Annotated in this window: 28 protein-coding genes; 12 read left to right on the forward strand and 16 right to left on the reverse strand. The window is 67.3% G+C overall.

From position 1 onward, the window contains the following. Positions 1 to 158 precede the first annotated feature (158 nt). From BMX16_RS17740 to BMX16_RS05035, 9 genes are all read left to right on the forward strand, one after another. A complete protein-coding gene (locus BMX16_RS17740; RefSeq protein ID WP_218139822.1) occupies positions 159 to 551 on the forward strand; it encodes a type 2 periplasmic-binding domain-containing protein in 393 nt (130 codons plus the stop codon). A gap of 81 nt (positions 552 to 632) precedes the next feature. Beyond that, positions 633 to 1,235 (forward strand): hypothetical protein, encoded by a 603-nt coding sequence (locus BMX16_RS17745; protein ID WP_218139823.1) that lies wholly within the window; start codon positions 633 to 635, stop codon positions 1,233 to 1,235. Between the two features lie 107 nt (positions 1,236 to 1,342). Beyond that, positions 1,343 to 1,957: a hypothetical protein gene (locus BMX16_RS05020; RefSeq protein WP_089899601.1), complete on the forward strand. Its 615-nt coding sequence runs from the start codon at positions 1,343 to 1,345 to the stop codon at positions 1,955 to 1,957. Between the two features lie 28 nt (positions 1,958 to 1,985). Further along, the gene (locus BMX16_RS17550; protein WP_177174569.1) at positions 1,986 to 2,186 is read left to right on the forward strand and encodes a hypothetical protein; all 201 of its coding nucleotides are present in this window, start codon (positions 1,986 to 1,988) and stop codon (positions 2,184 to 2,186) included. Positions 2,187 to 2,269: 83 nt separating this feature from the next. Then, positions 2,270 to 2,608 (forward strand): ABC transporter permease family protein, encoded by a 339-nt coding sequence (locus BMX16_RS17555; RefSeq protein WP_245731338.1) that lies wholly within the window; start codon positions 2,270 to 2,272, stop codon positions 2,606 to 2,608. A gap of 97 nt (positions 2,609 to 2,705) precedes the next feature. Next, positions 2,706 to 3,059, forward strand: coding sequence for an ATP-binding cassette domain-containing protein (locus BMX16_RS17750; protein WP_218139824.1), 354 nt, complete (start codon positions 2,706 to 2,708; stop codon positions 3,057 to 3,059). Positions 3,060 to 3,107: 48 nt separating this feature from the next. After that, positions 3,108 to 3,521, forward strand: a complete 414-nt coding sequence (locus tag BMX16_RS17755) for an ATP-binding cassette domain-containing protein (RefSeq protein WP_218139825.1) — start codon at positions 3,108 to 3,110, stop codon at positions 3,519 to 3,521. 10 nt (positions 3,522 to 3,531) lie between these two features. Next, complete coding sequence (locus tag BMX16_RS17760; RefSeq protein ID WP_218139826.1) at positions 3,532 to 3,681, forward strand: hypothetical protein; 150 nt, start codon at positions 3,532 to 3,534, stop codon at positions 3,679 to 3,681. Continuing rightward, the gene (locus BMX16_RS05035) at positions 3,678 to 4,250 is read left to right on the forward strand and encodes a histidine phosphatase family protein (protein WP_089899607.1); all 573 of its coding nucleotides are present in this window, start codon (positions 3,678 to 3,680) and stop codon (positions 4,248 to 4,250) included. Before BMX16_RS17760 ends, BMX16_RS05035 begins: the two co-directional genes overlap by 4 nt. Before the next feature lie 30 nt (positions 4,251 to 4,280). Here BMX16_RS05035 and BMX16_RS05040 read toward each other — a convergent pair whose 3' ends face one another. Further along, positions 4,281 to 5,750, reverse strand: coding sequence for a fused MFS/spermidine synthase (locus BMX16_RS05040; protein WP_089899610.1), 1,470 nt, complete (start codon positions 5,748 to 5,750; stop codon positions 4,281 to 4,283). 641 nt (positions 5,751 to 6,391) lie between these two features. Further along, positions 6,392 to 7,558 (reverse strand): iron-containing alcohol dehydrogenase, encoded by a 1,167-nt coding sequence (locus BMX16_RS05050; protein WP_089899615.1) that lies wholly within the window; start codon positions 7,556 to 7,558, stop codon positions 6,392 to 6,394. Positions 7,559 to 8,706: 1,148 nt separating this feature from the next. On the opposite strand from BMX16_RS05050, the gene BMX16_RS05060 reads away from it, so the two are divergent. The 3 genes from BMX16_RS05060 to BMX16_RS05070 are packed head-to-tail and all read left to right on the forward strand — an operon-like array spanning position 8,707 to position 11,854. Continuing rightward, complete coding sequence (locus BMX16_RS05060; protein ID WP_089899621.1) at positions 8,707 to 9,696, forward strand: molybdopterin-binding domain-containing protein; 990 nt, start codon at positions 8,707 to 8,709, stop codon at positions 9,694 to 9,696. Continuing rightward, the gene (locus BMX16_RS05065) at positions 9,693 to 11,630 is read left to right on the forward strand and encodes a molybdopterin biosynthesis protein (protein WP_089899623.1); all 1,938 of its coding nucleotides are present in this window, start codon (positions 9,693 to 9,695) and stop codon (positions 11,628 to 11,630) included. Before BMX16_RS05060 ends, BMX16_RS05065 begins: the two co-directional genes overlap by 4 nt. Further along, a complete protein-coding gene (locus BMX16_RS05070; RefSeq protein ID WP_089899627.1) occupies positions 11,627 to 11,854 on the forward strand; it encodes a sulfurtransferase TusA family protein in 228 nt (75 codons plus the stop codon). Before BMX16_RS05065 ends, BMX16_RS05070 begins: the two co-directional genes overlap by 4 nt. Here the strand turns inward: BMX16_RS05070 and BMX16_RS05075 are convergent. From BMX16_RS05075 to BMX16_RS05135, 14 genes are all read right to left on the reverse strand, one after another. Then, positions 11,838 to 13,118 (reverse strand): molybdopterin-binding protein, encoded by a 1,281-nt coding sequence (locus BMX16_RS05075; protein ID WP_245731340.1) that lies wholly within the window; start codon positions 13,116 to 13,118, stop codon positions 11,838 to 11,840. The two genes, BMX16_RS05070 and BMX16_RS05075, sit on opposite strands and share 17 nt — an antisense overlap. Further along, complete coding sequence (gene mobB, locus BMX16_RS05080; protein ID WP_089899630.1) at positions 13,115 to 13,606, reverse strand: molybdopterin-guanine dinucleotide biosynthesis protein B; 492 nt, start codon at positions 13,604 to 13,606, stop codon at positions 13,115 to 13,117. Before mobB ends, BMX16_RS05075 begins: the two co-directional genes overlap by 4 nt. Beyond that, positions 13,603 to 14,214, reverse strand: a complete 612-nt coding sequence (gene mobA, locus BMX16_RS05085; RefSeq protein WP_089899633.1) for a molybdenum cofactor guanylyltransferase MobA — start codon at positions 14,212 to 14,214, stop codon at positions 13,603 to 13,605. The genes mobB and mobA overlap by 4 nt, the downstream gene beginning before the upstream one ends. After that, positions 14,211 to 15,077: a formate dehydrogenase accessory sulfurtransferase FdhD gene (locus BMX16_RS05090; protein WP_089899636.1), complete on the reverse strand. Its 867-nt coding sequence runs from the start codon at positions 15,075 to 15,077 to the stop codon at positions 14,211 to 14,213. Before BMX16_RS05090 ends, mobA begins: the two co-directional genes overlap by 4 nt. Positions 15,078 to 15,124: 47 nt before the next feature. Continuing rightward, positions 15,125 to 16,360, reverse strand: coding sequence for a c-type cytochrome (locus BMX16_RS05095; protein WP_089899642.1), 1,236 nt, complete (start codon positions 16,358 to 16,360; stop codon positions 15,125 to 15,127). 12 nt (positions 16,361 to 16,372) lie between these two features. Next, positions 16,373 to 16,528, reverse strand: a complete 156-nt coding sequence (locus tag BMX16_RS17560; protein WP_177174571.1) for a hypothetical protein — start codon at positions 16,526 to 16,528, stop codon at positions 16,373 to 16,375. After that, entirely contained in the window at positions 16,525 to 17,622 is a 1,098-nt protein-coding gene (locus tag BMX16_RS05100) for an Mrp/NBP35 family ATP-binding protein (RefSeq protein WP_089899644.1), read from the reverse strand. Before BMX16_RS05100 ends, BMX16_RS17560 begins: the two co-directional genes overlap by 4 nt. Positions 17,623 to 17,698: 76 nt before the next feature. Beyond that, on the reverse strand, positions 17,699 to 18,697 hold the full coding sequence (locus BMX16_RS05105) for a formate dehydrogenase subunit gamma (protein WP_218139827.1): 999 nt from the start codon (positions 18,695 to 18,697) through the stop codon (positions 17,699 to 17,701). 9 nt (positions 18,698 to 18,706) lie between these two features. Then, on the reverse strand, positions 18,707 to 19,303 hold the full coding sequence (gene fdh3B / locus BMX16_RS05110) for a formate dehydrogenase FDH3 subunit beta (protein WP_089899650.1): 597 nt from the start codon (positions 19,301 to 19,303) through the stop codon (positions 18,707 to 18,709). 12 nt (positions 19,304 to 19,315) lie between these two features. Further along, positions 19,316 to 22,282 carry a formate dehydrogenase subunit alpha gene (locus BMX16_RS05115; RefSeq protein WP_425434003.1) on the reverse strand — a complete coding sequence of 989 codons (2,967 nt, stop codon included), beginning with the start codon at positions 22,280 to 22,282 and terminating at the stop codon, positions 19,316 to 19,318. Between the two features lie 2 nt (positions 22,283 to 22,284). Then, positions 22,285 to 22,503, reverse strand: a complete 219-nt coding sequence (locus tag BMX16_RS05120; protein WP_089899656.1) for a hypothetical protein — start codon at positions 22,501 to 22,503, stop codon at positions 22,285 to 22,287. 46 nt (positions 22,504 to 22,549) lie between these two features. Beyond that, on the reverse strand, positions 22,550 to 23,182 hold the full coding sequence (locus BMX16_RS05125) for a TorD/DmsD family molecular chaperone (RefSeq protein WP_245731342.1): 633 nt from the start codon (positions 23,180 to 23,182) through the stop codon (positions 22,550 to 22,552). Positions 23,183 to 23,287: 105 nt separating this feature from the next. Beyond that, a complete protein-coding gene (locus BMX16_RS05130) occupies positions 23,288 to 23,938 on the reverse strand; it encodes a DUF3306 domain-containing protein (protein ID WP_089899659.1) in 651 nt (216 codons plus the stop codon). Continuing rightward, positions 23,935 to 24,477 (reverse strand): DUF3305 domain-containing protein, encoded by a 543-nt coding sequence (locus BMX16_RS05135; protein ID WP_089899662.1) that lies wholly within the window; start codon positions 24,475 to 24,477, stop codon positions 23,935 to 23,937. The genes BMX16_RS05130 and BMX16_RS05135 overlap by 4 nt, the downstream gene beginning before the upstream one ends. Positions 24,478 to 24,482: the final 5 nt, after the last annotated feature.

Consider the following 24,482-nt stretch of genomic DNA (forward strand, 5'->3'; position numbering starts at 1 on the left):
GCAGACCCGCCAGGCGCGACATCGTTGCTGCAAGCTGTCTTGGATATCGCAAGATTGTTGCATTACAGCATGACAGGGCCGGTATCACCCCTGACCCCGAGGAGACATCCGGTGCGGCACGTCCTACTGCCTGCCTCGCCCTGCCCCTCGCTCTGCCGATGGCCACGACCACCATTGCGCAGGATCTCGACACCCTGTCCGCCGCCGATCTGCTGCCGCTGAGTCAGGCCGATGGCAGCTTGACCGTCCATGCCTTTACCAGCCGGATCGGCCGGGTCGAAGAGGCGTTCGAGGCGGCCTATCCCGGCGTCGACATGATCGGCTTCGACATGACCTCGACCGAGATGATCGCCCGCCTGCAGAACGAAGCTGCCGCCCAGATCGGCAATGCCGACGTCATCTACGTGTGCAACGCGCCGGTGGTACTGACCGATCTGCCGGCGACCGACCTGATCGCCCCCTATGTGCCGCCGCGCGTGGCGGATGCCCTGCCCGACACCGCCCAGCCACGTCTGCTGCAACAGCGCGTGTCCACCAAGGTGCTGATGTAAAGAGAGGAAAGCCACCCCGATGGTGCCCCCGGGTCGAACCTGTGGGATCTGACGCAGCCGGAGTGGACGAGCCGCGTCGTCATGGTCGATCCACTGCAGCGCGGTGACTACCTCGATCTGATGGCCGAGATCGTCTTGCGCAGCGACGAGATGGCCGCCGCCTATGAGAACGCCTTCGGCCGCGCGATCGTGCTGGACGACGGGATCGCCGACGCGGGCCGCCAGTTCATCGTCGACCTGTTCGCCGACTATTTCGTACTGTCAGTGTCGACCGACGACGTGAACGCCGCCATCGGCGCCACCGGCCAGGATGCGGCCCCCATCGGGTTCACGTCCCATTCCGACCGCCGCGACAACGCGGAGGAAGGCTGGGCCCTGCAGCCCGCCAACGCGGTCGAACCGGCGAACGGCATCGTGTTTCGGGCGCTGCTGGCGCTGAACCCGGCAGGCCGCAATCCGGCGGCGGCGCGTCTGGCCATGGATTTCATGTGGGGCGACGACAGCGACACGGGCGGCGTCGGGTTCGCGCCGTTCTATGTGGCCGGCGACTGGGCGACGCGGACCGACATCGTCCCGCACCCGGACGCGATCCCGCTGGCCGCGTTCAACGGCTGGCAGATCGACCCGCAGGCCACCGCCGACCTACGCGCCGAGATCGCCGACTTGATCCTGACGATCCAGTAAACGCGCGTCACGAGTGCCGCGTGTGGGCGGGCGGGCGGGATGATCCCGACTGCCCGTGTTTTGTCTTCCGCATACCAGAAAGACCGCCGCTCATAGTCAGCCGTTCCTTGCGCCAAAACCGCCTGCCCGCCGGGACCGGCCTCAACCTTGTCGTGCTGGCGGTGCTGTTGGCGCTGGTGGCAGCCCCGCTGCTGAAGATCCTGATGCAGACCCAGTCGCCGGACAGCATCGGCGGGTGGCGCTACGTGCTGGCCAGCCCGCTGTCGCCGGACCTGTTCTGGCGGCCTGCGGCGAACACCATGATCCTCGGCATCGGGGTCGCGGCGGGGTGCGTGTTGATCGGCGGGTTCCTGGCGTGGCTGGTGGTCATGACCGATGTGCCGTCCCGGGGGCTCATCGGGTTCGTCGCGACCTTGCCGTTCAGAATCCCCAACTTCGACGCCGCCCTTGCCTCGGTGACGGTGTCCCGCAACGGCCGCGTCGGTGGCGGCGGCGGCCTGCTGGAGGGGTGGGGCAGCTTTAGCACCGTGAGCGGCAAGGGCGGACACGCCTGCCGCTTTACCTTCAGCGGTGCGCGCCTGCCGCTCGCGGGTGAGGCGCTGCGGACCTGCGTGCTGACGACGATCGTGCCGATCCTGCTGCTGATCGCGGCCAGGCTCGTGCCGATGGCCTCGGCCCTGTTCGCGGACTGGACGCTTGCGCGACTGGATCGGGGCTGCTGACCCGGCATTTGCACAAGGACAGGCGGGGGTGCTGACCGATCCGCAACTGCTGCGCGCCCTGACGCTGACCACGGGGCTGGGGGCCGTTGTCGCCGTGATCGTGAACGTCATCGGTATCCTGATCGCCGTGACCCTGACGCGGCACCGCCTGCCAAGCGTCAGCGACGCAGTCAGCCAGCTAAGTTTCCTGCCCATGCTGCTGCCCGGCATCGCATCCGGTGCGGCCTAGATCGCATTCCATGGTGGCCCATCGGACCGCTGCCCGCCCTTTATGACACGACGACGCTGCTGGCGCTGGCATTGACGGTGGCGATGCTGGCCTTTGCCTTGCAGACCGGGCGGCCCACGGTCGCCCAGATTCCCGGCGACATCGACGAGGCGGCGCGAATGACCGGTGCCGGATTTCTGCGCCGCATCGGTGCGAGCACCCTGCCGCTGGCCAGCCGCAGCCTGATCGCCAGCCTGCTGCAGTGCTTCGTCAACGTGGTCAGCGATCTGGCGATCGTCGTGCTGCTCTATACGCCCATCACGCCGCTTCTGTCGGTGCTGTCCTATCGCCATGCGTCGGACGGGTTGCACCAGTTCGCCAATGCGGTGACGCTGGTAATTCTGGCCATCTCCACCCTCGCCGCCGGTCTTGCCATGCTCTGACGCGGTCGCAAGCGGCCCTGGCAATCGTCATGAGGACCCCAAGATCACCCTCGACAGCCTCGACCGCCTAGACAAGACCTTTGGTCAGGCCGCCGCCGTGCAGGATGTCAGCCTGACCGTCCCCGACGGCGCGTTACTGGTGCTGCTGGACCCATCCGGCTGCGGCAAGACGACCACATTGCGGATGCTGGCGGGGCGGGATCACCCGACGCATGGTGCCATCCGCTTCGGCGATACGGTGGTGGCCGATGCGGCGGGCGGACGCTTCGTCGATCCGGGACAGCGGAATGCGGTCCTCGTCTTTCAATCCGATGCCCTGTGGCCGCACATGACGGTCGCCGGCAACCTCGACCGGCCGCTGAGGGTGTCGGGCCTGTTGCGGCACGACCGCCGCACCCGCGTCACCAAGGCGCTGACGATGCCGGGCGTGGCGCCCCTGTCCGCGCGCTGACAGGGCGAGATTCCGGGCGGGCAGCAGCAGCGCGTCGCCATCGCTCGCATGATCGCGCCGCGCCCGCGGGTCCTGCTGTTCAACGAGCCGCTGTCGAACCTCGACACGACCCTGCGGGTCGAGAGGCGGACCGAACTGCTGCGCGTCCACCGCGCGACGGGGGCTGCCGCGATCTATGTGACCCACGACCAGATCGAGGCGATGATGATGGCCACCCATGTGGCCGTGATGAACGGCGGCCGGATCGAGCAGTTCGACACGCCGGACCGGCTGCTGTCGGATCCCGCATCGGCCTTCGTCGCGCGGTTCATCGGCACGCCCCCCGCGAACCTGATCCCGGTGGTTCGGTGTGCTGCCCGATGCGGCCCTGCGCGGGTCCACGGGTCACGCCATGGTGCGGGGCGAGGGTGTGAGGATCAGCGACGCGTCCTGACCCCGCAGTGTCGCCGCGACCCTGATTGAGGTCGTGCCGATGGCTGGGCGGCTGGTGACGGGCATCGCCCACGGGTTGCGCCTGACCGCCGTGACCGAGGTCACCCAGCCCCTGCCCACTGATCTGCAGTTCCAGTTGCCGGACCGACCGGCAGCCCTGTTCGATGCGAACGGAGCGCGCCTGCCATGAGACGACTCCTCCTCGTGCGGCACGGCGAAAGCGTGTGGAACGCGACGCCACGCCTGCAGGGTCACGACCGTGGCCTTGCGCAGACCGATGCCCTCGCCCCGCTCGTGGCGCGGATGGTGCCCGACCACGTGCGGACCTCCGACCTGCAGCGCGCGCTTGCGACCGCCGACCGCCTTGGTCATGCGTATGCGGTCCCCGCCCCCCGCCTGCGCGAGATCGGCGTGGGCGACTGGACCGGGTCCGAGATCGCGGCACTGGACCCCGCCACCTATCAGGACTGGCGGGCGGGCACCTTTGCCCCACCGGGAGGCTACGTCTGGGCCGATTTCCGGACGCGGGTCTGCGCCGCCGTCACGGACATCGCGATGCAGGGGCACGGGACGGTCCTGTTCGTCTGCCATGGCGGCGTCATCCGGGCGCTGATCGATGGGGGGCCGGGCCTGCCGCCTGCGCGCCTGCTGCCGGTCGGCCCGGCCAGCCTGACGGTGATCGGTTTCCGGCAGGGTCAGGCCCGCTTCGCCGCGATGAGTGGCACGGCGGACGGGCTGTCGCTGGATGCACCCGATTGACGGGCGACCCGGCGTTCGGACGTCATCCGCCTAGCGGTGGCCGACCCAGCCCCGGTCGTCGGTAAAGGGGCGGGCGTCACCCACGGCGACCCTCGCATATCCGTCCGGCAGCGATGCCAGCGCGGTCAGCGGCGCGGGGGACGCGGCCAGCAGCAGATTGGCGCGGCCACGGCTGCTGGGCGGCCCCTGCACGACCTCCACATGCGGATAGATCCCGCGCAGGATCGCATGCATCCCGCGCACCAGCGGCCCGTCCGGCCTGTCGATCAGGTTCACATAGACGGGGCCGTCGACGATCTGCCGCAGGCGGGCATAGGTCTCTTGCGTCACCAGATGCGCCGGGACCGACCCGGAGGAGAATGCGTCCATCACCGCCGCGTCGAACCGCTGATCCGTTTCATTCAGAAAGACGCGACCATCGGCATGCACGATGCCGAGGCGGGCCGCCCCCGCCGTGCCCCCTGCCGCGGCGTCGTAGCCCGTCCGCGCAATCATCGCAGAGGCCCACGGCATCTGCGCGCGCACCACCTGCGTGATCAGCGGGTCGATCTCGACCGCGAGGGCGCGGGCCATGGGCCGCGCTGCCAGCAGTTGCGTGGGCAGGGTATAGCCGCCGCCGCCCACGAACAGCACGTTCGGCGCGGGTCCCAGATCATGCTCCATTCGCGCCCAGATCCACTGCGTATAGGGCAGGATCAGCGGGTCTGACGCATCGCTTGTGCCTTGGCCTGTGCGTTCGGCGGCCTGCTGGGTCCGGTCGGAGTAAAGGTTCACCGCCCCGCCCTGCCGGACGACGTCGATGCAGGACATCCCGGATTCGTAACGGCAGATCGGGCCGCCGGTCAGGCTGGCCGCGACGACCAGCCCCGCCACGATGACGGGCACCGCCGCCCCTGCGGGTGCAGGCGGCCCGCCGGGGCCAGCCGGCCCACCCCGCACGAAGGGTACACACAGCAGCGCCGCCGCCCCGCAGGCCGCAAATGTCGCGACGGCGCCGAAGACCGGCAAGGCGACGAAACCCGCCACGATCGCGCCGCCGATGGCGCCCAGCGATCCCGCCGACAGCACCAGCCCCAGCGACGACCCCTCGCGGCCCGGTCGCGCCTCGACCGCGATGCGGGCGAGGAACGGCGACGGCAGGCTGACCAGCACCGATGCCGGAAAGAACGCGACTAAGACGGCCAGCAGCATGCCGCCCGTCCCCCGCAGTCCCACGGCATAGATTACGCCCAGGACCTGCGGCGACAGCGCCATCAGGACGGCCGTGGCGATCAGGGCGCGACGGACGGCGGCCGCAGCCGCGGGGCGCGGACGCTCGGCAATGAAGCCGCCCAGTGCACTCCCCAGTGAAAACCCCGTCAGGATGGTCGCGATCACCGCCGTCCATGTCAGCAGCGACGTGCCGAAATAGGGTGCCAGCACACGCCCCGCCGCGATTTCGTAGGTCAGGCCGAGGGTGGAGAGCAATAGGATCAGGCCGATGGTCGTCCAGAATGGCATCGGCGCCTCCTTTGCCGGGCTGTCGGTGCGGGGCCGGAACAGGGTGCTGCGTGCAAACCCCGCGCAGGTGTCGCATCTGGTTTGGTTTGCGCAGCCCCAACTGGGGTCCGCACCCCGCCAGAGCGATAGCGGACCGGGTCGGTCGACCGCAAGTCACGATAGGGGGACATCCCGGCAGCAATTCCCTGTCCTGCCGCATCCCGGACTCGCTGATCGGTATCGGGCGCAGGTGGCGAATTTGACGGCGGCGCCGCACAGCGACAGCGTGAAGGCTGAGGCCACGTCGAGCATTCGCAGCCTGCTGACCGAGATCCGGCTGATCCCAATGAACGGGGTGCTTGCCATTGAACTGGTGAGGGCTTTGGCGGGGCTGCTGTTAGTGGGCGGTCCCAGAAACACGAAAGCCACCCCAGGGTGGCTAGTTCGACATTGCTGATTGCGGCAGGGTGTTTTGGACAACGTTTACAGCGACTGACGCATGTCACCGTTCGGCGGTAAGCTATGGTTACCGCCTTGACGGCCCTTTGCGTCTTCGGTTGCGATCGCCCCATGAGTCGTGTGATCCGACTTGCCGGCACCGGGCCTGCGTTGCGAAATGGTCTCGTTGCCGTGCAGGAATCGTCAGGCGATGGTGGCGTTCGTCAATACGCCTCTTCGTAAAGACGCAGGGCGTCCGCCTGTGTCACGTCTACGGGATTGTTGACGAGCAGCCGGGATTGCAGCATGGCGTCGCGCGCCAGCATGGGCAGGTCGTCGCGCGGCACATCGACGTCGCGCAGGCGCAGCGGCGCGCCGGAGCGTTCCATCAGGTCCTGCATCGCGGCCACGAAGGCGGCGGACCGGGCCTGCGTGTCTGCCCCGCGCCCGGGGGCCACCACATCGGCCAGTTGCGCATAAAGCGGTGCTGCCGCCGTCATGTTGAACCGCAGCACCGGGCGCAGCATCAGCGCGTTGGTCAGCCCGTGCGGCAGGTGGTAGTGCCCCCCCAGCGGATAGGCCAGCGCATGCACTGCCGCGACCGGGCTGTTGGAAAACGCCTGCCCCGCCAGGTTGGAACCCAGCAACATCGCCTCGCGCGCCGCACGGTTAGAGCCGTCGGTGCAGGCCGTCAGCAGGTTGGGGGCCATCAGGCGCAGGGCCTCGCGGGCGAAGGCGTCCGACAACGGGTTCTTGCGGTGACGGCTGGTGTAGGCCTCGATCGCGTGGACCATCGCGTCGATGCCGGTGGCCGCCGTCTGTTCGCGGGGCAGGCCGACCGTCAGTTCCGCATCCAGCAGCACCCGGTCCGCATAGAGTTGCGGGGCCACGATGCCCAACTTGGTGGTCTCACCGGTGGTCAGGATGGTGATGTTCGTCACTTCCGATCCCGTCCCTGCGGTCGTCGGCACCTGCACCAGCGGCACGCGGTTTCCCGCGACCTTGTTGATGCCATACATCTCGGACAGGGGCTGATCGGAGCCGAGCAGCAGGGCCGTGATCTTGGCGATGTCCATCGACGACCCGCCACCCAACCCCAGCACAATGTCGGCCCCTGCGCCCTGCCCCCGCGCGACGCAGCTGGTGACGACATGTTCCGGCGGGTCGGCCACCACGTCGTCGAAGACGGTGACGGTAAAGCCCGCCGCCGTTAGCGATGCCATGGCCGGGGCCAGCAGGCCGTTCTCATGCAGGAATCGATCGGTCACGATCAGAAGGCTGCGCTGCGCAAACCAGTCCCGCAGCAATTCACCCAAACGCGCGGCGCCACCCCATTCCACAAGCAAGGACCCTGGGGTGTCGAAGGAAAACGGTGCGAAGGTCTGGGTCATCGTCCGGTATCCTTGGTCGTTTGGTCGGAAGTAATGAAAAGACGCGTCGCGCAATTTCCAGCAGTGGGTCCGCTGCAGGAGGTCCATAGCAAACTTGATTGTCGGGTTTGTCAATTCTGGTCACCACCCCATGACAGACATGCGGGCCAATCAGGCGACCACAACAGCGCTTGAACAGTCGCCGTCACGTCAGGATTCCTCCGAGCGATCGGCCGCCGAAGTGGTGGCGAGAGGACCGCGAAAGAGTCCTTACCGCGAGTTCCCGATATCTAGCCGGACGAACCCGCCGTATCGTTCAGGCGCAGACGCCATCGGTCAGCCGCATGCGCTTGGACCAAAAATATGCGCCCCACTGCGCCCCCATGCCGTTGCGCTGCCCGTTTGCAGCCGATGACGCCCGCACAGGCTGACGATCCGCCGGTGTTCTGGACCCACAACAGACCCGCATTGTCAAAGAACATCCCGGCGAACGCCTTGACTGCGGACCATGCGACCGGTCCGTCGTGGCGGCCCCAAGGCGGATTCGGCAACCCGCGGGCTGGCAGCGCACCTCTGCCAGGATCTTGCCCGTCGTCCATCGGGCAAGATGCAGCCGCGTGCCCGGACTTGCAGGGTTTCCGCGTTGCAATGGTTGTTTCCGCACGGCTGACCATGAACACACCGTGACGGCAGACGTTGAAATCCTCCGACCCGTCGGCGTCGCCACCCACCATACGCGTCGCGGCCTTTCGACTGCCTCCGACACCTTGTCGCATCAGGTCGGTGCGGGGGCAGGACGGATCAGTTCGCCGACATCGTCCCAGCACAGGTACGAGAAATCGTCTTTCATGGCGTCATCCGATGGCCGCGCGCCGCCTGTGACCATTCGTGTACTGCCGCGAAAATCGAGACATGTGCTTGACGTGCGGATGACGGCCCGACTGAAGGTCGGGACGCGTAGTCAAAGCGGTCTGACACCAATCCCGATGATGTCCGTTCTCACCATCGCCGGGTTCCACGTCGCGGACGACTACGATCATCGGACGTGCCTGTCCGCTGGTCGTGACATTGCCCCGCCACCCCTGAATGGGCATGAAACACGGGTGCGTGACATGGGTCGTCCTGCTGATCGACTGGCGCTTCAACGGGTCGGGTGATAGTCCTGACCCATGAGTGAATTGCAAACGCTAGAGGCCTGCCTGACACAGTCTGGCCTGGCACCGATATCGGCCGAGGATGCGTCGCTGGCATCTGCATTCGGTCATGTGCTGGCACTGCCAGTGGTGCTGCCACATGACCTGCCGCGCAGGTCGCAGGCCCTGCAAGCGGGCATCGCGGTTGCATCCGATGACACGATTGGCGCAAGCCCACAGATGCCTTTATCGCTCCTTGCGGCACACAGGGTGTCTGCTGGTCAGGACGTGCCAGAGACTGCCGATGCCGTCCTGCCGACCTCTGCCTTCGATGGGTCCGGCGCGACAGCAATGGTCATTGCCGCCTGCGGTCCGGGGCATGGTGTGCGCCGTTCTGGCCATGACGGCAGGGCCGGCACGGTCATCGCAGAGGCGGGCAGCAGGGTCGATGCGTTGGTGGCTCTTCTTGCAGAAGAGGCCGGCATCGGGACCGTTTCTGTGCGTCGGCCGCGTGTCGAAGTGGCGTTGGACACGGCGGCGCACACCGATTTCGTGAACCGCTGGATTGCAGGCATGGGCGCTGTGGCATCATCCCGACAACCCCACCTGCAAATTCGGACAGGCAGGGATCACAGGCCGCGCTTGGCCCTCGCCGGGTTTGAGACCGCATGGCTCGCGTGGGAAAACGATAGCCTTGTGTTGGACTTACCGCCCCGGTTCGACGGGATGATCGCAGGTCTGCTCGCGCTCGGGATGCCGGCGGTGTTGGCGCTGACGGGCGCCATCGCACGGCCGGTGACGCGCACCTTGCGCAGCAACATCTCGTCGGTCCCCGGCCTGTCCGATCTGGTGCTGCTGCGCGCCAGCGACGAAGGGTGGGCGCCGGACGTGCCCGGTGTCATCACACTTGCCACCCTGTCGCGCGCATCGGCCTTTGCAATCATACCGCCGGACAGCGAAGGGTTGCCAGCCGGTGCGCCGTTGGCCGGCACAGCCCTGAGCCCCGGATCGATCACACACCCATGACCCGCCCTGCCCCCACACAGTCCCAGTTCCTGCACATCCTGTCGCGCAATGCCGCCGAGACCGCGTTCCTTGCCGCGCTGCACCCCAGACCCACCCGGGTCGAACCGGTTGCGCTGGACGCGCTGCTCGGCCGAGTCTTGGCCCGTGACATCGCATCGCCCGTCGATGCGCCACCCTTTGATCGCGCCCTGGTCGACGGCTTTGCCGTCCGGGCCGCCGATCTGGCCCAGGCCTCGGGGGCGGAACCGTGCCATCTGCGCCTGAACGCCGAGGTCATCGCCTGCGGGACGCCGCCGGCGCTGACCGTGGGTGCCGGCACCGCCACGGCCATCGCGACGGGGGGTCCGATGCCGCGCGGCGCGGATGCGGTCGTGATGATCGAATTTACGGAACCGGCGGACGGTGGCATCACCGTCAACCGTGCTGTGGCCCCCGGCGCCTTTGTCGGCTTTGCCGGATCGGACATCGCATCCGGCCAGATCATGCTGCGGCGTGGCACCCTGATCGGCGCGCGCGAGGTGGCGATGCTGGCCGCCGTGGGCCTCGACCATGCGCCGGTCTGGGCAAAGCCGCGAATAGCGATCCTGTCCACGGGGGACGAACTGGTGGCCGCCGGAGAGCCCCTGCGACCCGCGGCGGTCTATGACAGCAACGGTCCGGTCATCGTGGCGGCCCTGCGCGAGAATGGCTGCGATCCGGTCCATTTGGGGATCGTCGGCGACGATGCCACCGCCTTGCAGACAGCGCTGGCTGCGGCACATGCCGCCCATGACGGGGTGATCCTGTCGGGCGGCACGTCCAAGGGAACCGGCGACGTGACCGTGCAGGCGATTGCCGGTCTGGGTGCCCCCGGCATCGTGGCTCACGGGGTCGCGCTGAAACCGGGCAAGCCGCTGTGTCTGGCAGTGTGCGACGGCAAGCCGGTGGTGGTGCTGCCGGGGTTCCCGACTTCCGCCATATTCACGTTCCACGACCTCGTCGCGCCCGCCCTGCGCCTGCTGGCGGGTCTGCCCCGGCGCAGCGCGGCGGTTGTCACGGCGCATCTGCCCGTGCATCTGCCGTCGGATCTGGGACGGACCGAATTCGCCATGGTCGCACTGCTGCAGGGCGCGGACGGGCTAGTGGCCCATGCGGTTGCCAAGGGGTCCGGGGCGGTGACGGCCTTTGCGCAGGCCGATGGTTTCGTCACGGTGCCCGCCTTGGCCGACGGGCTGTCCGCCGGCACGCAGGTGCAGGTCACGCTGTTCGGTTCCCAGGTCACGGCGCCCTCACTGGCCATCATCGGCAGCCACTGCACGGGTCTCGACGCCGTCTTGGGGCGGATGGACGATGCAGGGCCGTTACCCCGCGTGTTGGCCACCGGATCGCAGGGAGGGCTGGCGGCCTTGCGACGGCGGGACTGCGACATTGCGCCGATCCATCTGCTGGACGCCGACAGCGGCACCTACAACACACCGTTCCTGTCAGCCGGCATGCGGCTGATCCCCGGCTGGCGGCGGATGCAGGGCATCGTATATCGCAAGGGCGATGCACGGCTGGAGGGGCGAGATGTGGATGCGGCGCTGGCCACTGTTCTGGGCGACCCCGATGCGTTGATGGTCAACCGGAACGCCGGATCCGGCACGCGGATCCTGCTGGACCGGCTGTTGCAGGGCGCGCGCGCGGCGGGGTACTGGAACCAGCCCGCGTCGCACAACGCCGTGGCGGCAGCCGTGGCACAAGGCCGGGCCGACTGGGGCATGGCCATCGCACCGGTCGCAGCGGCGCTGGATCTGGCGTTCCTGCCCGTCGCCGACGAACACTATGATTTCGCCGTCTGGCAGGAACCCCGCGATGCGGGTGCGCTGGCGGCGTTCGAGGATGCGCTGGCGGCAGCGGCAGACGATCTGACGGCCCTCGGGTTTGTCCCGGCGACATCGAAGGAACAGGCATGACCGAAGAAACCCTGGACGTGATCGGCCTGCTGTGCCCCCTGCCCGTGCTGAAGGCACGCAAGCGTTTGCGCGCGATGGCCCCCGGTGCGGTGCTGCGGGTGCTGGCGAGCGACCCCGCTGCCGTGGTGGATATTCCACACTTCTGCGTGGAGTCCGGCCACGCCCTGCTGGAAATGGATGATCTGCCAGACGGGGCTACCGCCTACATCATCCGCCGAAGCTGAGCCCGAAGGCCGCATAGGGGATGAACCGCACCGGATTGCCCTGCGCCACGTCGCAGGCAGCGTCCGGCAATTCCACCAATCCGGTGGCCCACGACAGACCCGAGATGCGCCCCGACCCTTCGGAGGCAAAAACCTCGGCCGCGCCAGCATCATTCAGACGGGCGCGCAGGAACTCGCGGCGGCCCGCCTTCTTGCGCTTGGCGAAGGCGGCAGGCACCGTGAACCCCTGCGGCTGACGCCAGCCCGCGCCCGACAGCGCCAGCAGCGCGGGCCGCGCAAAGACCAGCGTGCAGATCAGCGCCGCCACAGGGTTGCCGGGCAGGCCGAACACCGGGACGCCCTGCCACATGGCCAGTGCGAGCGGACGCCCCGGCTTGATCGCGATGCGCCAGCTGGAGAGGGTACCGCTGTCGCGCAGCAGGCGGGCCACGTGGTCTTCGTCGCCTGCGGATGCGCCGCCGGATGTCAGGATCGCATCGGCCCCCAGCGCACCGGCGTCCAGGCGGTCCGCGATCTCGGCGGGGTCGTCGGGGGCATGGCCCAGATCGACCACCTCGCAGCCCCAGCCCGCCAGCAGGGCCAGCAACATGGGGCGGTTGGCGTCATAGATCTGGTGCGGTACCGCCGTGATCGTCGGATCGGACACCAGTTCCGTGCCGGTGGACAGCACCGCGACCCGCAGGCGGCGATGCACCGCGACCCGCGCCACGCCCAGCGCCGTCAGCAGCGCCAGATCCGCGGGCGACAGCATCCGACCGGTGGGCAAGGCCTGTGCGCCCGCCGCCACATCCTCGCCCGCCCGTCGTGTGTTCGCCCCTGCCCGGACCGGCCCGTCAAAGGCCACGGTCTGCCCGTCGGTGGCGCAGTCCTCCTCCAGCACGACCGTATCGACGCCGTCGGGCAGGACCGCGCCCGTCAGGATGCGCAATGCCTGACCGTGCGGCAGCGCGCCATCGAACGGTTGCCCCGCAGCGGACCGTCCCACGGCCAGCGGCAGGCGCTGTACCCCGTCGCCGGTGGCCGCATGGGCAAAGCCGTAGCCGTCCACCGCCGCATTGGGCAGCGGCGGGTTCGACCGTTGCGCGGTCACGGGCACAGCCAGCACGCGGCCCAATCCATCGGCCACGGCCACATCCTCTGTCGCCGTGACCGGATGCAGCACCGCACGCAGCCGGTCCAGCGCGGCATCGACGGGTACCCAAGTCACGCCTTGCGGCATGGCGAAGCAGTCGTTGCGCAGGCGAGGCGGGATCAGATCACTCACAACCGCACCTCGCGCAGGATAAAGGTGGCCATCGCCCCGACATCGTTCAGATCGAACTGCGGCAGCGGATGATCCAGCGGCGCATCGCGGGCGATGGCGCGGATCGTGGGGTTGCCTTGGGCCAGCAAGGCGCGGCCCGTCGCGGCCCGCCACGTCTCGATCTTGGGGTGCGCGCTGATCTTGTAGCCTTCGACCAGCACCAGATCGCAGGGATCGAACCGTGCCAGCAGCGTTTCCAGTGGCGGTTCCCCCGCGTCCTGCAGCTCTGTCATCAGGGCCCAGCGGCGGGACGAGGCCAGGATGACCTGTCCTGCGCCCGCCATGCGGTGCCGGTGGCTGTCGCGGCCCGGCTGGTCGATGTCGGTGTCGTGGTGCGCATGTTTCACAGTAGACACACGCAGGCCGCGCCGCACCATCTCGGCCACCAGCCGTTCGGTCAGGGTGGTCTTGCCGGTGTTCTTCCAGCCCGTGATCCCGAAAACCTTCATGCGCGCCCCAGCAGTGTTTCGGCCTGCGCCATATCCTCGGGCGCGTTCACGTTGAAGAAGGGATCATGCGGCACGCTATCGAACACGGCGACACCGCTGGCGTGCCGGTCGGTCCACAGCACGATCTTGCGCAGGCCATCGGTCAGGGCCACCCGCAGATCGTCACGCAGGGCAACCGGCCACAAGCCAAAAGTCGGATGCCGTTGCAACCGGCCTGTCGAGTCCGGGCTGGCGGCCAGACACAGGCCTGATGGTCCCACCTGTGCCTGCAACCGCGCCACCAGATCCGCTGGGCAGAACGGCGTGTCGGCGGCGGCGGTCACGATGGCATCCGCGCCCCGCGCTGCCGCCCAGTCCAGACCGGCCAGCACGCCTGCCAGTGGCCCCGGCTGGTCGGCCACACTGTCGGGCAGCACCGGCAGGGCGAAGTCGTCCCACCGCGCCGGATCGCCGTTGGCATTAATCGCAAGCGTGGCACATTGCGGGGTCAGCCGGTCGATAACATGTCCGATCAGGGGTCTTTCGCGCAGCATCAGCAACCCCTTGTCGCCGCCGCCCATGCGGGTCGCGCGCCCGCCCGCCAGGATCACGCCCAGCGGCGCGGTCACGCCTCTGCCCCCTTGCGGCGATGCTGGCGATCCTCGTCGGGCACAGCGGTCAGATCGGCGTCGCGGATCAGGCGATCCGCCCCCGACAGGCAGACGAACCGCTGCCCCCGCATCCGCCCAATCAGCGTCAGCCCGGTCTGGCGCGCGATCTCGACCCCCCAGGCGGTGAACCCGGAACGGGAGGCCAAGACAGGGATCCCCATCATTGCGGTCTTGATCACCATTTCGGACGTCAGCCGCCCGGTGGTGTACAGGATCTTGTCCGCCGCAGGCACGTCATGCCGCAGCATGTAGCCCGCGATCTTGTCCACGGCGTTGTGGCGGCCCACGTCCTCCATATAGACCAGCACGAGGTTTTCCTGACACAGCACCGTGCCGTGGATCGCGCCCGCCGCCAGATAGAGCGACGGCAGCGTGTTGACTTGCCGCGCGAGGTCATAGAGCCACGACGTGCGCAGGGGTGCGACTGGCAGGGTCACGCCCTCCAGCCCCTCCATCATGTCACCAAAGACGGTGCCTATGGCACAACCGCTGGTGCGGGTCTTTTTGCGCAGCTTGTCCTCGTAACTTGTCTGGCGTTCGGTGCGGACCACGACAGTTTCTAGGTCCTCGTCGTAATCGACGCCCGTCACCCGGTCGTCGTCGCGCAACATGCCCTGATTGCGCAAAAAACCAAGGGCCAGATACTCGGGATAGTCGCCGATGGTCATGGCTGTGACGATTTCCTGCGCGTTCAGAAAGATCGTCAGGGGGCGCTCTTCGACCACGCGGATGTCGATGGTGGCACCGGTGTGATCGGTGCCCTGCACCGCCCGCGTCAGGCGGGGCGCGTCGGGATCGGGCAACAGGGGATGGTCGGTCATTGGCTGTCCTGACGGAAAGGGTGGCCCGCAGGGCCGTGAAAGGGCGGTCAGCCGCCGTGGCGGGCGATGTAGTCCAGCAGCGCCGCGCGGTCGGCGGGGTCGGTCACACGCTGGTCGGGCATCCGCGAACCGGGTGTATAGGCGTCGGGGCCCACGCTGAACAGGGCCCCGACGGTCTCGGGCGTCCAGACGATCTCCATGGCGCGCAGAGCGTCGGAATAGGCATAGCCATCGGCGCTGGCGACAGGTCGGCCGAATATGCCGTGCAGGCTGGGTCCGGCACGGTCGTGGTCGTCGGGTGTCAGGGCGTGGCAGACGGCACAGGCGCGGTAGACCTCTGCCCCGCGGCTGCCGTCATCGGGCGCGGCGGCCAGCGCCGTGGCGGGTGCGCCCATAGGCGCGCCATCGTCCAGCGACAAGCGCCGGATCGCGCCGTCCGCCCCGGCGCTGAATAGGGCATCGTCCGACAGGGCCAGGGCCCAGACCGGCCCATCGCTGGCTGTGATCTGCGCCCGCGTGGTCAGCGACGGCAGGTCCAGCAGCCAGACCGTGCCGTCGATGGCGGCTGCGGCCACATGATCCGCCGAACCGGCCACGGCCACAAGGGGGCGGTCGCTCAGGAACCGGTCAGGCAGTTCCGTGCCATCGGGCGCGAACATCCGCAGCGCCCCATCGGCAAAGGTCACCGCCAGCGCGTCGCCGGCCAGCGCCATGGCGTTGGGCAGGTCCGGCAGATCGGCGCGCAGGACGGGTTGCCCCTTTGGATCCCAACGGATCAGGCGCAGATCCGCCCCGACGGAGACCAGATCACCGTCCGGCAGAACACTTAGCCCAGACACGCGGCCCGTGTGGGCGGGCGCTGTCGTGTGGGTCAGGGATGCACGATCCAGCCGCAGCACCCAGCCGTCAAAGAAGCCCGCAAAGATCTGCGCCTCACCGACCGCAAGCACCGACACCGGGCTCGTGGCAGCGGCCGTCTGAATGACCGGCGTATCGGCGCCGTCACGCCATACGGCGACTCGGCCATCCTGTCCCGCGCTCACGAACCCGTCGGACAAGATGGCTACCGCCGTCACGTTGCCGTCGTGAAACCGCACGATCCGCCGCGCCGTGGCACCATCGGCGTCCCATTGGATCGCCCGTCCGTCGAAGCCGCCGGAAACCAGCCGATCCGGCCCCACGGCCAGTGCGCTGACCGGACCCGCATGGCCAGACGTATGCTGCGCCTGCAGGGGCGTGGCTGCCATCATCATGGCGAAGACGGCAACCGGCCACGACGCCATGACCTTGCCCCTTCAGTATCCGGTCAGGTTCGATCCGGGATCGCCGACGCGCGCACCCTCGGTGGCAAAGGCGCTTGCCACCGGTCGGGCAAAGTTGCCCAACAGCACGTAATTCGCCACGATCGCGGTCAGCACGGCAAAGGTCAGGGCGGCAAGAAATGGCTTCATGGCAGTGTGTCCTGTCTTGTGCGGGCGGGTATCTCCCCCCGTGTGATATGCGTCAACCCGGCCATCACGGCACGGGCCATCGTCTGATAGATCCGGCCCAGCGGCCCATCCGGGTCGCTGGCCGTCACTGGTCGACCTGCGTCCGATGCGGCACGCAGGTCCATTGCCAACGGCACGGCCCCCAGGAACGGCACACTAAGGCGATCCGCCTCGGCCTGCGCGCCACCGTGGCCAAAGATCGCGTGATCGCCGCCACAGTCAGGGCAGATGAAATGGGACATGTTCTCGACCAGCCCCAGGATCGGCACATCGACCTTGCGGAACATGGCGATGCCGCGCCGCGCGTCGATCAGCGACAGATCCTGCGGGGTGGACACGATCACAGCACCCGACAGCGGCGTGCCCTGCGCCAGCGCCAGTTGCGCGTCGCCGGTGCCCGGCGGCATGTCGACGACCAGCACGTCCAGCGCGCCCCAGTCCACGTCGGCCATCATCTGCGTGATTGCCGACATGACCATCGGCCCGCGCCAGACCATCGCGGTTTCCGCATCCACCATCAGCCCCATCGACATGGCCCGCAGGCCATAGGCCTGCATCGGTACCAGCTTGCGGCCACGGGCTGCGGGTTTGCCGTGCAGCCCCAGTAGGGTCGGCAGCGACGGGCCATGCACGTCGGCGTCGAGGATGCCCACGGACAGCCCCAGGGCGCGCAGGCCCAGCGCCAGATTGACCGCCGTGGTGGATTTGCCGACACCGCCCTTGCCCGATGCGACAGCGATGACGTGACGCACGCCCGCCAGCGGATCGGCCTTGGCCGCAGTCCGTCCCAGGTCCGGCGTCGGCCCCGCGCCGTCTGCCGTCAGGACGACAAAGGCATGGGTCACACCGGGGACACGGCGCAGCAGCGCTTCGGCTTGCGCCCGGACCGGGGCAAATGCCGCGGCACGATCCGCGGTGGTTGTGATCGTCAGATTGACCCGCGATCCGGCCACGCTCAGCCCGGTCGGCTGCACCGCATCCAGCAGCGGCGCACCGTCGGGCAATGTCAGTCCGTCCAGCGCGCGACGCAGGTCGCCGAGGCTCAGCTCTGCCACGTAACATGCCTTTCATGGCAGAAAACCATCCGCGCCGTTTTCACGACGCAGACGGTTTGTGGCGCATTTGACCGGGTCATTCGGCGGGATGGGTCCGTCCTGCGGCGGGGGCATCCGTGCGCCCCTTCACCTCCTCGACCCAGAGCGAGTGGTGTTCGCGCGCCCAGTTCTCGTCCACTTGCCCGGAGGCCATCGCATCGAACGCCCCCTCCATGCCCACCGACCCGATGTAGATATGAGCGATGATGATGGCGGTCAGACCGGCGGCGACCAGACCGTGAATGGTCTGATACAGTTGCCAGTCTGACGGGGTCCCCGCCTGCACCGGGAACAGCATCATGTAGCCCGTGAACGACAGCGCCACACCGCCGCCGACGACGCACCAGAAGATGACCTTCTGGCCTGCGTTGAATTTTTTGGCGGGCGGGTGCATGCCCTTTTTAAACAGACCACCGCCCTGCTTGATCCAGACCAGATCCAGCTTGTTCGGGATGTTGTGGGCGACCCAGAATACCACGATCAGCACCAGCGCCACCATGAACGGCCAGGCGAGGAAGTTGTGCGCCAGCTTGCCCCATGCGGTCAGCGTGCCGTAGGCCGCCTCGCCCACCAACGGCAGGATCACCGATCTGCCGATCACGAGGTTCAGGCCGGACAGCGCGAGGATGATGAACGTCGATGACAGCGTCCAATGGGCGAACCGTTCGACGGCACTGAACCGTTCGATCGTGCGGCCCGACATGCCGTGTTCGACGCGGACGCGCCCTTTGATCAGATAGAACGCGGCCAGCAGCACGAGCATGCCGCCGAGTGCCACGACAAAGATCAACGGCAGCGCGCCGCGCTGAAAGGCCGCCCAGTCCTTGTTATCGGGCTTGATCAGCGTTCCCGCAGTCTTGTTCGGGATCGAAACCCGTCCCGACACCGTGTCCGATGTGCCCAAGGCCTCGAACATCGAGTCCTCGGTCACGGAACTGGCCGTCGGATTGACCTGTGCCTGTGCGGTCATGCCGGTCAGCACGAGGCCAAGCGACAGGGCAAGGACGGCGAAAAAGCGGGTGAGTTGATGTGCCATGGTCATTCCTTACACCGTCAGCGTTTCGCCGTAAGCCGTCCGCCAGCCCCAGGCACCGGAGCCATAGCCGCGTGTCACAACCCGCTCGCGGTAGATTTCGGCGATGATGTCGCCGTCGCCGGCCAGCAGCGCCTTGGTCGAACACATCTCGGCGCACAGGGGCAGCTTGCCTTCGGCCAGGCGGTTGGACCCGTATTTGACGTATTCGGCCTGCGTCATGTCCGGTTCCGGCCCGCCGGAACAATAGGTGCATTTGTCCATCTTGCCGCGTGTGCCGAAATTGGCGGTCTGCGGATACTGCGGTGCGCCGAAGGGACAGGCATACGAGCAATAACCACAGCCGATGCAGGTATCCTTGTTGTGCAACACCACCGCGTCGTCGGTCGTGTAAAAACACGACACCGGACAAACCGAGGCGCAGGGCGCGTCGGTGCAGTGCATGCAGGCCATCGACACGGACCGTTCGCCCGGCAGCCCGTCATCCAGCGTCACGACGCGGCGACGGTTGATACCCCATGGCACCTCGTGCTCGTTCTTGCAGGCGGTGACGCAGGCGTTGCATTCGATGCAGCGGTCCGCGTCGCACAGAAACTTCATGCGTGCCATAATCTCAGCTCCTTACGCTGCGGCGATCTGGCAAAGCGTGACCTTGCCCTCGTGCATACCTGTGACGGGATCGTAGCCATAGGTGGTGATGACGTTGACGGATTCGCCCAGCACGATGGGGTCCGTGCCGGCCGGATAGTTGCCGCGCTGATCCTCGCCCTGGAACCACCCGGCAAAGTGAAACGGCATGAAGGCCACGCCGGCGGCGACCCGCTCGGTGATCATCGCCTTGACCCGCGCCTTCGACCCGCCTTCGGGCCCCGTCACCCAGACCCAGCCGCCATCGACGATGCCACGCGCGGTCGCATCCGCCGGGTTCACCTCGACGAACATGTCCTGCTGCAACTCGGCCAGCCACGGGTTGGACCGGGTTTCCTCGCCGCCGCCTTCGTATTCCACCAGACGCCCAGAGGTCAGGATCAGCGGGAAGTCGGTGGACACGTTGCGATCCACGACGTCCTGCTGCACCACCTTGCCGATGTTGGGCATCCGCTGCTGACGACGGTCGTCGTTGGTGGGATAGTTCGACACCAGCTCCGGACGGTTCGTGTAGATCGGCTCGCGGTGGACCGGCACGGGATCGGGCAGGTTCCACGCCACGGCACGGGCCTTGCCGTTGCCGAAAGGCACGCAGCCATGTTGCAGCGCCACCCGCTGGATGCCGCCCGACAGGTCCGTGGACCATGATACGGTGGCGATCTTTTCCGGGTCGCTGGCCCCGATGTCCCGGATCACGGCCAGTTCGGCAGGCGTCAGGTCGGTGTCCCAGCCCAGCTGTTCCAGCAGGGCATAGGTGAACTCGGGATAGCCGTCCTCGATCTCGGACCCCAGCGGCCAGCTGCCTTCGGCCAGCAATGTCTCGCCTTCGTATTCGAGGCCGAAGCGGGGCCGGAAGGCGCCGCCCCCGTCCATCGGCGCGAGGTTGGTGTTATACAGGATATGCGTGCCCGGATGCCGCAGTTCCGGCGTCCCCCAGCAGGGCCACGGCAGGCCATAGTAATCGCCGCGCACCTCCTCTGGCGCATCGGGACCGGCGCGAAGGGTGATCAGGTCGAAATGCTGCTGGTTGGCGATATGCGCCTTCAGCCGCTCTGGCGATTGGCCGGTATATCCTGTTGACCAGCCGCCGCGGTTGATCTCTTGCATTATGGATTCCGGCGTGGGTTCCATGCCGAACTTGCCCTGCACCATGTCGAAGTTCTTGAACATCTCGTCGGCAAAGCCCAACCGCGTGGACAGGGCGTGGATCACGGAATAGTCGCTGTCGGATTCAAAGATCGGTTCCACGACCCTTTCGCCCCACTGGATCGACCGGTTCGATGCGGTGCGCGACCCGGACGTTTCGAACTGCGTGCAGATTGGCAGCAGATAGGTGTTGTCGGTGCGGCTGTGCAGCGCCGCAAAGGTGGTTGGGTGCGGATCGGCAACCACCAGCAGGTCCAGCGCGTCCATGCCGCGCTGTGCGTCCTGCATCCGGGGCACCGTGTTGCCGCCGTGGCCAAACACGATCATCGCCTTGATGTTGTCCTGCTGGTCGATGTCTTCGGCGTCGATGGTGACCGCATCGAACCAGCGGGTCGAGGTGATGCCCGGCACTTCCATGTTCTGCGTGGGCGTCCGCGCCTCGCGGCCACCCTTGGCCGGCACGGCGTCGAACCGGCTGACGAAATAGTCGTAAGGCACGTCCCACACGCGCGACCAATGCTGCCAGGCACCGGCGCCAAGCCCATAATACAGCGGCAGGTTACCCATATCGAGACCGAAGTCCGTGGCCCCCTGCACGTTGCAGTGGCCGCGGAAGATATTCGCGCCACTGCCTTCGCCGCCGACGTTGCCGGTGGCCAGCAGCAGGATGTTGTAGGCCCGTACGTTGGCGGTGCCGACCGTGTGCTGCGTGCCGCCCATGCACCAGATAAAGGTGGAGGGGCGTTCCTTGGCGAATGTTTCGGCGACCCGCTTCAGGGTGTCGCCGGGGATGCCTGTGATGTTTTCCACGACATCGGGGGGATAGGCCCGCACGACCTCGCGCACCTGATCCATGCCGTAGACACGCTGCGCGATGTAGTCGCGGTCTTCCCAGCCGTTCTCGAAGATGTGCCACAGCATCCCGTGGATGACGGCGATGTCTGTGCCGGGACGGAAACGGATGAATTCGGTGGCATGGGCCGCCGTGCGGGTGAACCGCGGGTCGATCACGATGACATTGGCGCGCTGCGTCTCCTTGCCCTCAAGGATGTGCTGCATGGACACGGGATGCGCCTCGGCGGCGTTGGACCCCATGACGATCACCGTCTTGGCGTTGCGAATGTCGTTGTAGCTGTTAGTCTGCGCGCCATACCCCCAGGTGTTCGCCACGCCTGCCACGGTGGTCGAGTGACAGATGCGCGCCTGGTGATCGACGTTGTTGGTGCCCCAGAACGCCGCGAACTTGCGGAACAGATAGGCCCCTTCGTTCGAGAATTTGGCCGACCCCAGCATATAGACCGAATCCGCACCAGACCGGCCCCGGATTTCGGTCATCTTTTCGGCGATCTCGTCCATCGCCTGTTCCCAGGAGATGCGCTGCCATTCGCCGCCGACCTTTTTCATCGGATACTTGATGCGGCGGGCGCCGTGGACCACTTCGCGCACGGATGCGCCCTTGGCGCAGTGCGTGCCGCGATTGATCGGGCTATTGTAACCCGGCTCTTGTCCGACCCACACGCCGTTTTGCACTTCGGCCTTGACCGTGCAACCGACGGAACAATGGGTGCAGATGTTGGTCCGCACCTCGATCGGTTGGGACGGGTCGTCGAAACCCTGTGCCTCGACCCGGCGCGTCATGCCGACGCCCATCGTGCCGATGGCCGCCAGCCCGCCCACACCCAGACCCGCCGCCCCAAGAAAGCTGCGGCGATCCAGCGGCCTGGCCGACAAGGTGGCGGCGATCTGCGACAGACGGCCGGTCGCGGCCGTGTCGCGGGCCTTGCGCTTGATCAGCATCAGTTGGTCCCCCGGGGATAGTAGCGGTTGGTGCGGTAGTAGGTTTCGACGTGTTCGGTCAGCTGATAGCGGGCGCGGGTGCGCTCGTCGCCGGTTTCGGTCTGCGCAAAGGCCGGCTTTGCGCCACCGACGGCCATCACTGTGCTTGCCGCCGCACTGCTGGCCGCGACACCAAAGAACGCCCGTCGATTGATCGGCATCGCATCGTTGTTGGCCATCTCGAATCCTCCCTCGGCGACACGGCGAACCGGTCTGGTTTTATGATCATGCGGCAAGTGTGAAGCCGCGTGTTTCGATATCCACGAACAGGCGGCCCACCTCGGCCACCGGACGATAAAAGGCGGCAGTTGGTGCGACCGCCAGATCGTCGAAAAATTGCGCAGCCCATGGCGCCAGATGGCGGTTGAAGAACGCCTGTTGCCGGTCGCGCCCGGCCGGGATGTGGCCTTGGGTCATGTCGGCCATCACCTCCAGCAACAGGGCGATGTGGTCCTCCGGTTCGAACCGCTGTTCCTGACGGGCCACGCCAAAGCGCGCCAGATCCGCGCGCACATCGGCCAACGGACGCTCGTTCAGAAATCCCGTCTGATAGAAGCTGGCATAGGGAAGCAGTTCACCGCGCCCGACGCCGACGAAAAGTTCAAAGTGTTCGCGCGCAACATCAGGCTGCGACGTCGTGGCCGCCGCGCGCGCCACGGCCTTCACGGCATCCCCGAAGGCCGTCGGTTCAGGCGCAAGTGCTGCGATGGCGGTCAACATCTGTGCCGAAGGCGGGGATGCGAGGAGACATGCGAGGAACCGGTACTGATCACCGCGCGTCCTGTCGATCGCATCGACGGTCGACCCGGCAACGGCTGATCCCGCGATGGGCGCAGTGTTGAGCGCACTGTGTTGCATGACGGCATTCCGGTAATGCTGCAAAATCGTGCAGCTATTTCATTTTGATAGCGGCAAACCGCCGATCTGTCCAGTTTCCGGGCCGACGAAATGCGGCTCCCGCGATCACGTCCACGATGGCAGGGCGCCGCCGTGCCGCTTGCGTGGCGCTGTCTCTGGCGCTGTCGCCGGGTGAACCGCGGCGGTTGCCTCCGGTACCACGGGGGCAGGTGCGGCGACCGCCTCGCGGCGCACGGACTCTACGGCCAATGGTGCCGCATCGGCGACATGCGGTCTTTCCTCTGGCGCGTCATCATCCAAGGAGGACGGGTCGCGTGTCGGCGCAACCGGTAGCGGGGCGTGCGGGGCAAAAAGATCGCGCAGCATCTGGGCCGCCCGTTGCGGGCTGGGGGCCAGACCGTCGCCCGGCACGCCGCCCGGCGTGTTGTAGTCCCAGGCATAATCCACCGCCGGGTTCTTGTAGTCACGAATCGCTGGTGTCAGCATCCACACCTTGCGCAGGGCGGCACTGCGCAAGGCGCGCGGCACACCCGCCTGCAGGAACATGCGGATGTCGCTACCTTCGGTCAGGTCTGCGATGGGTGGCAAGGAGGCCAGTTCGTCCTCGGTCAGGGTTACGCCCAGCGGTTCGGGTTCAGTCGCAAGATCCGGCGTTGAAACATGCGCGACGTCGGTGTCAGCTACGTCGTCGTCCGCGCGGGCTTCGCGCTTGCGCCTTGACCACCGCCCCAGAAATCCGTCGCCTGATGCCGTCATGAGAACCGCCCCCTGCCCTTGGTGGCCTCCCACTTGTCGCCCGGTTGCAGAACGCGGGGCGACCCGCGTTCATCGTCGTCAGCGGGATTTGCGGCCGTGCGTTTGCGTTTCTTGAACGGCATTTCCACATGATGCCGGTCCACGAAGTCCGCCGTCAGCGCCCGCAGCGCGTCGGGCATCGGCACGACACCGACGATCAGGTCGAGGTCGGACGACAGCCCCTCGCCCTCGTAGGGATCGGCCGTCAGCCGGACGATCTGCGACGTAGCAGGATCGTTGCCGCGCAACGCGACCCAGATGCGGGGCTGGTCCGACTCCAGATTGTCCCGGTAGTGTCCGGTGTCGCCGGACCACAGCGCCAGATCGCGCCCGCCCAGGTACCACGTCTGGGTGCCCTCATCGTCCAGCAGCCGGGTATGCGCGGCGGCCGCAGGTTCCGGCATCAGCACGGCCAAGGGTTGCAGTTGCGCCTGCCCCCACCGGGTCACGGGCGGGCGACGCAAGGCAAGGACCCCTAGGCGGATGATCTGTTCCGGCATGCTGC

The organism is Loktanella fryxellensis (assembly GCF_900110065.1).
Lineage (GTDB): Bacteria > Pseudomonadota > Alphaproteobacteria > Rhodobacterales > Rhodobacteraceae > Loktanella > Loktanella fryxellensis.

Excerpts from the sequence above, each read along its gene's own strand:
- BMX16_RS17740 (WP_218139822.1), top strand. The coding sequence starts at position 159 with ATGGCCACGACCACCATTGCGCAGGATCTCGACACCCTGTCCGCCGCC.
- BMX16_RS17745 (WP_218139823.1), top strand. The coding sequence starts at position 633 with ATGGTCGATCCACTGCAGCGCGGTGACTACCTCGATCTGATGGCCGAG.
- BMX16_RS17555 (WP_245731338.1), top strand. The coding sequence starts at position 2,270 with ATGCTGGCCTTTGCCTTGCAGACCGGGCGGCCCACGGTCGCCCAGATT.
- BMX16_RS17755 (WP_218139825.1), top strand. The coding sequence starts at position 3,108 with ATGATCGCGCCGCGCCCGCGGGTCCTGCTGTTCAACGAGCCGCTGTCG.
- BMX16_RS17760 (WP_218139826.1), top strand. The coding sequence starts at position 3,532 with ATGGCTGGGCGGCTGGTGACGGGCATCGCCCACGGGTTGCGCCTGACC.
- BMX16_RS05035 (WP_089899607.1), top strand. The coding sequence starts at position 3,678 with ATGAGACGACTCCTCCTCGTGCGGCACGGCGAAAGCGTGTGGAACGCG.
- BMX16_RS05040 (WP_089899610.1), bottom strand. The coding sequence starts at position 5,750 with ATGCCATTCTGGACGACCATCGGCCTGATCCTATTGCTCTCCACCCTC.
- BMX16_RS05050 (WP_089899615.1), bottom strand. The coding sequence starts at position 7,558 with ATGACCCAGACCTTCGCACCGTTTTCCTTCGACACCCCAGGGTCCTTG.
- BMX16_RS05060 (WP_089899621.1), top strand. The coding sequence starts at position 8,707 with ATGAGTGAATTGCAAACGCTAGAGGCCTGCCTGACACAGTCTGGCCTG.
- BMX16_RS05065 (WP_089899623.1), top strand. The coding sequence starts at position 9,693 with ATGACCCGCCCTGCCCCCACACAGTCCCAGTTCCTGCACATCCTGTCG.
- BMX16_RS05070 (WP_089899627.1), top strand. The coding sequence starts at position 11,627 with ATGACCGAAGAAACCCTGGACGTGATCGGCCTGCTGTGCCCCCTGCCC.
- mobB (WP_089899630.1), bottom strand. The coding sequence starts at position 13,606 with ATGAAGGTTTTCGGGATCACGGGCTGGAAGAACACCGGCAAGACCACC.
- BMX16_RS05090 (WP_089899636.1), bottom strand. The coding sequence starts at position 15,077 with ATGACCGACCATCCCCTGTTGCCCGATCCCGACGCGCCCCGCCTGACG.
- BMX16_RS05095 (WP_089899642.1), bottom strand. The coding sequence starts at position 16,360 with ATGGCGTCGTGGCCGGTTGCCGTCTTCGCCATGATGATGGCAGCCACG.
- BMX16_RS17560 (WP_177174571.1), bottom strand. The coding sequence starts at position 16,528 with ATGAAGCCATTTCTTGCCGCCCTGACCTTTGCCGTGCTGACCGCGATC.
- BMX16_RS05105 (WP_218139827.1), bottom strand. The coding sequence starts at position 18,697 with ATGGCACATCAACTCACCCGCTTTTTCGCCGTCCTTGCCCTGTCGCTT.
- fdh3B (WP_089899650.1), bottom strand. The coding sequence starts at position 19,303 with ATGGCACGCATGAAGTTTCTGTGCGACGCGGACCGCTGCATCGAATGC.
- BMX16_RS05120 (WP_089899656.1), bottom strand. The coding sequence starts at position 22,503 with ATGGCCAACAACGATGCGATGCCGATCAATCGACGGGCGTTCTTTGGT.
- BMX16_RS05125 (WP_245731342.1), bottom strand. The coding sequence starts at position 23,182 with ATGCAACACAGTGCGCTCAACACTGCGCCCATCGCGGGATCAGCCGTT.
- BMX16_RS05130 (WP_089899659.1), bottom strand. The coding sequence starts at position 23,938 with ATGACGGCATCAGGCGACGGATTTCTGGGGCGGTGGTCAAGGCGCAAG.
- BMX16_RS05135 (WP_089899662.1), bottom strand. The coding sequence starts at position 24,477 with ATGCCGGAACAGATCATCCGCCTAGGGGTCCTTGCCTTGCGTCGCCCG.